The 9,593-nt window shown below is 60.8% G+C and carries 7 protein-coding genes; all 7 read right to left on the minus strand.

The features are described 5' to 3' along the window. The coding region (locus Q1V60_RS03645; protein WP_300627503.1) for an AraC family ligand binding domain-containing protein at positions 1 to 526 on the minus strand (526 nt) is incomplete at its 3' end. A 14-nt stretch (positions 527 to 540) separates the two neighbouring features. After that, positions 541 to 2,142 (minus strand): ABC transporter ATP-binding protein, encoded by a 1,602-nt coding sequence (locus Q1V60_RS03650; protein ID WP_300627504.1) that lies wholly within the window; start codon positions 2,140 to 2,142, stop codon positions 541 to 543. 1 nt (position 2,143) lies between these two features. Next, on the minus strand, positions 2,144 to 3,163 hold the full coding sequence (locus tag Q1V60_RS03655) for an ABC transporter permease (protein ID WP_300627506.1): 1,020 nt from the start codon (positions 3,161 to 3,163) through the stop codon (positions 2,144 to 2,146). A 1-nt stretch (position 3,164) separates the two neighbouring features. Beyond that, positions 3,165 to 4,238 carry a microcin C ABC transporter permease YejB gene (locus Q1V60_RS03660; RefSeq protein WP_300627508.1) on the minus strand — a complete coding sequence of 358 codons (1,074 nt, stop codon included), beginning with the start codon at positions 4,236 to 4,238 and terminating at the stop codon, positions 3,165 to 3,167. Further along, the gene (locus Q1V60_RS03665) at positions 4,239 to 6,077 is read right to left on the minus strand and encodes an extracellular solute-binding protein (protein WP_300627509.1); all 1,839 of its coding nucleotides are present in this window, start codon (positions 6,075 to 6,077) and stop codon (positions 4,239 to 4,241) included. It lies immediately after the preceding gene. Then, positions 6,074 to 7,903 carry an extracellular solute-binding protein gene (locus tag Q1V60_RS03670; RefSeq protein WP_300627510.1) on the minus strand — a complete coding sequence of 610 codons (1,830 nt, stop codon included), beginning with the start codon at positions 7,901 to 7,903 and terminating at the stop codon, positions 6,074 to 6,076. The genes Q1V60_RS03665 and Q1V60_RS03670 overlap by 4 nt, the downstream gene beginning before the upstream one ends. A 211-nt stretch (positions 7,904 to 8,114) precedes the next feature. Then, positions 8,115 to 9,515, minus strand: coding sequence for a transglycosylase SLT domain-containing protein (locus tag Q1V60_RS03675; RefSeq protein ID WP_300627512.1), 1,401 nt, complete (start codon positions 9,513 to 9,515; stop codon positions 8,115 to 8,117). Between the last annotated feature and the right edge of the window lie 78 nt (positions 9,516 to 9,593).

Genomic DNA, 9,593 nt, shown 5'->3' on the forward strand with positions numbered 1-9,593 from the left:
CCTCCCGCAGCGGCGTGACCGAAGGGTTCAGGCGCTGCTGCACCTCGCTGAAGTAACTCACCAGCGCGCTCTGTTTCTGAAGCAGTTCGGCCTGCTCATCCACCAACAGTCGGTACAACGCGAGCAAGCCGTCGTACAGCGACGTATCCCGCGTATGGGGTGTATTGAACGGGCGGTAACCCTGGTCCGTACTGAAGCCCAACTGATGCTGCAAGTCAGTCAGCCAGGGTGTGTCGAGATAGAGCATATGGTAGGACCAATGCTCGTTGTCGATGGGGTTGCAGGCATGCACGTCGCCGGGGTTCATCAACACCACGGTGCCGGCGCTGATCTGAAAGGTCTGTGCGCCATAGTGGTAATAGCTGCGTCCGCGCGTGATTGCACCGATGGAAAAATGTTCATGGGCGTGGCGGGTGTAGGTGATTTTGCGTCCGTCGGCAATGGTGCGCGCCTCGATGAACGGCAAGCGCTCGTCGCGCCAGAAGCGCGGCGAGCGGCAAGGGTCAGCGCGAGTGTCCAACGCCATGGCGATAGCTCCTGTTACGCGGGTACCAGAAAGGCCGCTTCCAGCAATTGCCGAGTGTAGGGGTGTTGTGGGTTGGCGAAAATCGCCCCGGCGTCCCCTTGCTCCACCACCTGACCCTGCTTGACCACCATCAACTGGTGACTCAGTGCCTTGACCACCGCCAAGTCATGACTGATGAACAGGTAGGTCAGGTTGTACTTGGCCTGCAAGCCACGCAGCAATTCCACCACCTGGCGTTGCACGGTACGGTCCAGCGCCGACGTCGGCTCGTCCAGCAGGATCAGGCGCGGCTTGAGCACCAGGGCGCGGGCGATGGCGATGCGCTGGCGCTGGCCGCCGGAAAACTCATGGGGGTAGCGATGCCGTGATTCCGGGTCCAGGCCGACTTCCATGAGGGCGGCAATAATGGCCGCTTCCTGCTCGGCCGGCGTGCCCATCTTGTGGATGCGCAGCCCCTCGCCGACGATCTCGCTGACGCACATGCGCGGGCTCAGGCTGCCGAATGGGTCCTGGAACACCACCTGCATTTCCCGGCGCAACGGGCGTACCTGTTGCTGAGTGAGGCGGTCAAGCTGCTGGCCTTCGAAGCGAATCCCGCCCTGGCTGCCAATCAAGCGCAGGATCGCCAGCCCCAATGTGGATTTACCCGAGCCGCTTTCACCGACGATACCCAGGGTTTGCCCTTGGGGCAGGCTGAAATTGATGCCGTCCACGGCTTTGACGTAATCGACGGTGTTGCGCAAAAAGCCTTTCTTGATCGGGAACCAGACTTTCAGGTCGTCCACCTCCAGCAGGGGTGGCCCGACTTCATTGGTGGCCGGCCCGCCGCTGGGTTCCGCCGCCAGCAATTCCTGGGTGTAAGCGTGCTGTGGTGCCTGGAACAGCGTCTCGCAATCGGCCTGTTCGACGATGCAGCCTTGTTGCATCACGCACACACGGTGAGCGATCCGGCGTACCAGGTTCAAGTCGTGGCTGATCAGCAACAACGCCATGCCCAGGCGCGCCTGCAATTCCTTGAGCAGCTCCAGGATCTTCAATTGCACCGTCACGTCGAGCGCCGTGGTCGGTTCGTCGGCGATCAGCAGTTCCGGCTCGTTGGCCAGCGCCATGGCGATCATCACCCGCTGGCGCTGGCCTCCGGAAAGTTCGTGGGGCAGAGCCTTGAGGCGTTTGTGCGGCTCGGGAATGCCTACCAGGTCCAGCAGCTCCAGCGTGCGCTGGGTGGCGGCCTTGCCGGTGAGGCCCTTGTGCAGGCCGAGCACTTCGTTGATCTGTTTTTCGATGGAGTGCAGCGGGTTCAGCGAGGTCATCGGCTCCTGGAAGATCATCGCAATGCGGTTGCCGCGAATATGCCGCAGGGTCTTTTCCTTGAGCGTCAGCAGGTCGTGCCCGGCATAGTGGATGCTGCCGGACGGGTGCCGCGCCAACGGGTAGGGCAGCAGGCGCAGGATCGAGTGGGCCGTCACCGATTTGCCGGAGCCGCTTTCGCCGACCAGCGCCAGGGTTTCGCCGCGCTTGATATCGAAGCTGACGTTATTGACCACTCGATGGTGGTGCTCGCCCGTGACGAACTCGACACTGAGGTCGCGGATTTCTATCAGATTGTCCTGATTCATCTCATTTCCTCGGGTCGAAGGCGTCGCGAGCGGACTCGCCGATAAACACCAGCAGGCTCAACATGATCGCCAGCACGGCAAACGCACTCATGCCCAGCCACGGCGCCTGAAGGTTGGATTTGCCCTGGGCCACCAGTTCACCAAGGGACGGCGAGCCGGCCGGCAGGCCGAAACCAAGGAAGTCCAGGGCGGTCAAGGTGCCGATGGCGCCGGTGAGAATGAACGGCATGAACGTCATGGTCGAGACCATCGCATTGGGCAGGACATGACGGAACATGATTGCACCGTTCTGCATGCCCAGCGCACGGGCCGCGCGCACGTATTCGAGGTTGCGCCCGCGCAGGAACTCGGCGCGCACCACGTCCACCAGGCTCATCCACGAAAACAGCAGCATGATCCCCAGTAGCCACCAGAAGTTGGGCTGCACAAAGCTGGCGAGAATGATCAGCAGGTATAGCACCGGCAATCCGGACCAGATTTCCAAAAAGCGTTGCCCGGCCAGGTCCACCCAGCCGCCGTAGAAACCCTGCAGGGCTCCTGCGATCACGCCGATGATCGAGCTGAGCACGGTCAGCGTCAGGGCAAACAGCACCGACACGCGAAAACCATAGATGACCCGCGCCAGCACATCGCGGCCCTGGTCGTCGGTGCCCAACAGGTTGACCCTGGACGGCGGCGCGGGGGCCGGCACTTTCAGGTCGTAATTGATGCTCTGGTAGCTGAACGGGATCGGTGCCCACAAGGTCCAGGCATCCTTGGCCTTGAGCAGTTCCTGGATATACGGGCTCTTGTAGTTCGCTTCCAGGGGGAACTCGCCGCCGAAGGTGGTTTCCGGGTAGCGCTTGAGCGCCGGGAAATACCAGTCGCCGTCGAAGTGCACCGCCAACGGCTTGTCGTTGGCGATCAACTCGGCACCCAGGCTCAGCACGAACAGAATCAGGAACAGCCACAGCGACCACCAGCCACGCTTGTTCGCCTTGAACCGCTCGAACCGGCGCCGATTGAGGGGGGACAGGTTCATCTCAATGCTCCCGGCTGGCGAAGTCGATACGCGGATCGACCAGGGTGTAGGTGAGGTCGCCGATCAGTTTTACGATCAGCCCCAGCAGGGTGAAGATGAACAGCGTACCGAACACCACCGGATAGTCGCGGTTGATCGCCGCTTCAAAGCTCATCAGGCCGAGGCCGTCGAGGGAGAAAATCACTTCAACCAGCAGGGAACCGGTAAAGAAGATGCCGATGAAGGCCGAGGGGAAACCGGCGATCACCAGCAGCATCGCGTTGCGGAACACATGGCCGTAGAGCACGCGGTGGTTGGTCAGGCCCTTGGCCTTGGCGGTGACCACGTACTGTTTGTTGATCTCGTCGAGAAAACTGTTCTTGGTCAGCAGGGTCATGGTGGCGAAGTTGCCGATCACCAGGGCGGTAACGGGCAGGGCCAGGTGCCAGAAGTAATCGAGGACCTTGCCGCCCCAGCTCAATTCGTCGAAGTTGTTGGACGTGAGCCCGCGCAAGGGGAACCAGTCCAGGTAACTGCCGCCTGCAAACACCACAATCAACAGGATGGCGAACAGAAACGCCGGGATCGCATAACCGACGATGATCGCCGAGCTGGTCCAGACATCGAAATGGCTGCCATGGCGCGTGGCCTTGGCGATACCCAGGGGGATCGACACCAGGTACATGATCAGGGTGCTCCATAACCCGAGGGATATGGACACCGGCATCTTTTCCTTGATCAGGTCGATGACTTTGGCATCACGGAAAAAACTGTCGCCGAAATCCAGCCGCGCATAGTTCTTGACCATGATCCACAGGCGTTCCGGCGCCGATTTATCGAAGCCGTACATCGTCTCGATTTCCTTGATCAGCGCCGGGTCCAGCCCCTGGGCGCCGCGATAGCTGGAACCGGCCACCGAGACTTCGGCACCGCCACCGGCGATGCGGCTGGTAGCGCCTTCAAAGCCTTCGAGCTTGGCGATCATCTGCTCCACCGGCCCGCCGGGGGCAGCCTGGATGATCACGAAGTTGATCAGCAGGATGCCGAACAGCGTCGGGATGATCAGCAACAGGCGACGAACAATATAGGCCAGCATTCAATCGCCTCCGCTCGCCGCTTCGGCGCTTTGCGTGGTGTCCAGGGGAACTGCCGGTTTAACGTCGGGTTTGGCCCACCAGGTGGCGGTGCCTACGTCATAGCGCGGCGAGACGCTCGGGTGGCCGAGGTGATCCCAATACGCCACTCGAAACGTCTTGATGTGCCAGTTGGGGATCACGTAGTAACCAAATTGCAGCACGCGGTCCAGCGCCCTGGCGTGGGCGATCAGGCTTTTACGCGAGTCGGCGTCGATCAGTTGCTCGACCAGTTGGTCGACTGCGGGGTCCTTGAGGCCCATGTAGTTGCGGCTGCCCGGCTTGTCGGCGCTGGACGATTTCCAGAACTCACGCTGCTCGTTACCCGGTGAAGTGGATTGCGGAAAGCTGCCCACCAGCATGTCGAAATCCCGCGAGCGCAGGCGGTTGACGAACTGCGACACGTCGACCCGGCGAATCACCAGGTCGATACCCAGGTCGGCGAGGTTGCGCTTGAACGGCAACAGAATGCGTTCGAACTCGGTCTGGGCCAGCAGGAATTCGATGGTCACCGGTTTGCCGGTGGTGTCGACCATTTTGTCGTCGACAATCTTCCAGCCGGCTTCCTGCAGCAATTGATAAGCCTCGCGCTGCTGCGCGCGGATCATGCCGCTGCCGTCGGTTTTGGACGGCTCGAAGGCCTGGGTGAAGACGTCGGCGGGGACCTTGTCACGCAACGGTTCGAGAATGGCCAGTTCATCCGGGCCGGGCAAGCCGGTGGCGGCCATTTCCGAGTTCTCGAAGTAACTGCGAGTGCGAGTGTAGGCGCCATTGAATAACTGTTTGTTGCTCCATTCGAAATCCAGCAACAGGCTGATGGCCTTACGCACCCGGACATCCTGGAACATCGGTTTGCGTGTGTTGAACACGAAACCCTGCATGCCGGTGGGGTTGCCGTTGGGGATTTCTTCCTTGATCAAGCGGCCCTGGGCCACTGCCGGGATGTTATAGGCGTTGGCCCAGTTTTTCGCGCTGAACTCCAGCCAATAGTCGAACTGCCCGGCCTTCAAGGCTTCCAGGGACACGGTGCTGTCGCGGTAATAATCGGTGATGCGGTTATCGAAATTGTAGAAACCCTTGGTCACCGGCAGGTCCTTGGCCCAGTAATCCTTGACCCGCTCGTAGCGGACCATGCGCCCGGCCTTGACCTCCGCCACCTTGTACGGGCCACTGCCCAGCGGTATTTCCAGATTGCCTTTGGAAAAGTCGCGGCTTGCCCACCAATGCTTGGGCAGTACCGGCAATTGCCCGAGAATCAGTGGCAGCTCGCGGTTGTTGGTGCGCTTGAATTTGAACAGCACCCGCAGTGGGTCTTCGGCGATCACTTCGTCAACGTCGGCGTAGTAGGTGCGATAGAGCGGGGTGCCGTCCTTGATCAGGGTCTGGAAGGTGAACACCACGTCTTCGGCGCGGATCGGGTGGCCATCGTGGAAACGCGCCTCGGGGCGCAGGTAGAAACGCACCCAACTGTTGTCCGCGGCCTTTTCGATCTTGCCGGCCACCAGGCCGTATTCGGTAATCGGCTCGTCCAGGCTCTGCATGGCCAGCGTGTCGTAGATCAACGGCAGATTGTCCGCAGGCACGCCTTTGCTGATGTAGGGATTAAGACTGTCGAAGCCGCCCATGGACGATTCGCGGAAGGTGCCGCCTTTGGGGGCATCGGGGTTCACGTAGTCAAAATGCTTGAAGTCGGCGGGGTACTTGGGCGGCTCGTTATAGAGCGTCAGCGCATGTTGCGGGGCGGCCTGGGCCGCGCCGCACAGCAACAGGCCGGCGAGTAAAGTACTGCGCAGAGACATCATTGGGCTTTCTCCGAAGCTTTCAGCCACCATGCGCTCAGGCCCAGGCTGTAGGGCGGCGTGGTGACAAAGGCGAACCGGTTGCGGTACGCCAGGCGATGATAGTTGAGGTACCAATTGGGAATGCTGTAGTGCTGCCAGAGCAACACCCGGTCCAGGGCGCGGCCGGCGGCCAGTTGTTCTTCGCGGGTCTGTGCCGCGAGCAGTTGTTCCAGCAGGTGATCGACCACGGGGTTGGCGATGCCTGCGTAATTCTTGCTGCCCTTGATCGTGGCCTGGCTGGAATGGAAGTACTGCCACTGTTCCAGCCCTGGGCTCAGGGTCTGGTTGAGGGTGACCAGGACCATGTCGAAGTCGAACTGATCGAGGCGCTGTTTGTACTGTGCGCGGTCCACGGTGCGCAGGCGCGCGTCGATGCCGATACTGATCAGGTTCTCGACATAGGGCTGCAGGATGCGCTCCAGGTTCGGGTTGACCAGCAGGATTTCCAGGCGCAGCGGTTGCCCGTCTTTGTTCAGCAGGCGTTGCCCGGACAGCTTCCAGCCGGCCTCACCGAGCAGGGCCAGGGCGCGGCGCAGGGTTTCGCGGGGAATGCCGCGCCCGTCAGTTTGCGGCAGGCTGAAGGCTTGGGTGAGCAGATTGGCCGGCAGTTGCTCGCGGTAGGGCGAGAGCATCAACCATTCGTGACCGACCGGAACGCCGGTGGCCGAGAACTCGCTGTTGGGGTAGTAACTCAAGGTGCGCTTGTAGGCACCGCTGAACAAGGTGCGGTTGGTCCATTCGAAGTCGAACATCAGCCCCAGGGCTTCGCGCACCTTGGTCTGGCTGAAGGCCGGTCGCCGGGTGTTCATAAACAGGCCCTGGCTCTGGGTGGGAATCCGGTGGGCGATCTGCGCCTTGATGACCTCGCCTCGGTTCACCGCCGGGAAGTTGTAGCCGGTGACCCAGTTCTTGGCCTGGTGCTCGATATAAATGTCGAATTCGCCCGCCTTGAAGGCTTCGAAGGCGACGTCGCTGTCGCGGTAAAACTCCACCTCGACCTTGTTGTAGTTATACAAACCCTGGTTGACCGGCAGGGCCTTGCCCCAGTAATCCTTGACCCGTTCGAACACCAATTGGCGGCCAGGGGTAACCTTGCTGATGCGGTAAGGCCCGCTGCCCAATGGCGGTTCGAACGTGGTGGCTTTGAAATCGCGGTGCTTCCAGTAATGCTGGGGCAGCACGGGCAGCTCGCCCAGACGCAGGATCAGCAGCGGGTTGCCGGCGCGCTTGAATACAAAACGAATGCGATGGCGATTGAGGATATCGACCCGCGCCACTTCCTGCAGGTTGGTGCGGTACTGCGGGTGGCCTTCGGTCAGCAGGGTTCGATAGGAAAACGCCACGTCATTGGCGGTAATCGGTGTGCCGTCGTGAAAGCGCGCCTCGTGGCGCAGGTTGAAGACGACCCAGCTGCGGTCCTCGCTGTATTCCACCGATTGCGCAATCAAGCCGTAGCTGGAGGTCGGCTCATCGCCGGAAGGGGCGTACTGGCCGGTGCCGACCATCAGCGGTTCGTTCAGCTCATTGACGCCGTACTGCAGGAAGTTGCCCGTGGCCACCGGGCTGGTGCCCTTGAAGGTATAGGGGTTGAGGGTGTCGAACGTGCCAAAGGCCATCACCCGCAGTGTCCCGCCTTTCGGCGCTGCCGGGTTTACCCAATCGTAATGGGTGAATTTGGCCGGGTACTTGAGCGTGCCGAACTGCGCGTAACCGTGGCTCTCGGTAATCGTCGCGTTCGCGGCAAAGCTCAAGGCCAGACTTATTAGTAGAAGGAGGGGACGCTTCAAGTCAGAGATCCGATCCGGGCGGCTTGGGCTTTATGATCGGTACAGTAACAGCTTGTTCCGGATGGAAAAAGCATCTTGAAGACGGCGGCAAAACCAATGGGGGAGCGGGCTTGTTCGCGATCAGGGTGGCGCATCAACATCCCTGTTGACTGACGCACCGCATTCGCGAGCAAGCCCGCTCCCACATCAGCTCCCCAGCGTTGCAGAGGCCTCAGCGCGGCCCGGAAACCACCAGCATCTGCCCAGGCTTCAATGCCTGGCCGGTACGTGGGTTCCAACGCTTGAGGTGTTGCATCTCGACGTTGAAGCGCTTGGCGACCATGTAAAGCGAGTCGCCTTTCTTGACCTTGTATTGCACCGGCTTTTTCGCGGCTGCTTTACGCGTGTCTTGCATCACCAGGGTCTGGCCGACCTTTAGCGCCTGGCCGTTGAGCTTGTTCCAGCGCTGCAAGTCATGCACATCGACCTTGTTGGCCTTGGCAATCAACGTGAGGTTGTCGCCAGTGCGCACCTTATAACTGCGCGTACGCCCAGCCACCGCCTGGGTCTCGACTTCGTCGAACACCGGCCTTTTCGGGCGCATGCTCAGCAATTCTTCCGGCTTCATCGTCGAAAGGGTGCTGGTGAGCAGTTGCGCCTTGGATGTCGGCACCAGCAAATGCTGGGGGCCGTCCAGGGTGGTGCGTTGTTTCAGGGCCGGGTTGAGCTGGAACAGCTCGTCTTCATCGATTTCCGCCAGCGCAGCGACACGGGACAGGTCCATGCTTTGCTTGACTTCAACCACTTCGAAATACGGCGTGTTGGCGATCGGGTTCAGGTTGACGCCGTAGGCCTCGGGGGCCAGCACCACCTGGGACAGCGCCAGGAATTTGGGCACGTAGTCCTTGGTTTCCTGGGGCAGGGGCAGGTTCCAGTAATCGGTCGGCAGGCCGAGTTTTTCGTTGCGTTCGATGGCCCGGCTGACCGTACCTTCACCTGCATTGTAGGCCGCCAGGGCCAGCAACCAGTCGCCGTTGAACATGTCATGCAGACGGGTCAGATAGTCCAGGGCGGCGGTGGTGGAGGCGGTGATGTCGCGGCGGCCATCGTAGGCGCGGGTCTGGCGCAGGTTGAAGTAGCGCCCGGTGGAGGGAATGAACTGCCACAAGCCGACCGCATCGCTGCGCGAATAGGCCATTGGGTTGTAGGCACTTTCAATCACTGGCAGCAGCGCCAGCTCCAGGGGCATGTTGCGTTCTTCAAGGCGCTCGACGATGTAATGAATGTAGAGGCTGCCGCGTTCCCCGGCGTTCTCCAGGAAGGACGGGTTGCTGGCGAACCACAGGCGCTGTTGCTCGATGCGCGGGTTGACGCCGACGCCGTCCTGCAATTGAAAGCCCCGACGCATGCGTTCCCAGACATCCTGGGGCGCTACGGGGCTGGGCTTCTCTGAGAGCCAAATAGGTTTTTGCTTGATCTTGGCGGCAAGATTGGGTTTGGGTTGCACGGTGGATTGTGCAGCGTAATGGGTCGATTGGCAGCCCGCCAGAGTTGCGGAGACAGCCACCGCCACGGCTTGAGCCAGGCGGGTCAATGCGTCTGAAGAAATGGATTTACGAATAGATGACGACATTGGCTGGAAGTAAGTTCCGGGCAAAAATGTCGGGCGATTCTAGAAAGCGCTTTGGTTCCGGTCAACCATTCAGAAATT

Source organism: Pseudomonas sp. (assembly GCF_030147005.1).
Classification (GTDB): Bacteria; Pseudomonadota; Gammaproteobacteria; order Pseudomonadales; family Pseudomonadaceae; genus Aquipseudomonas.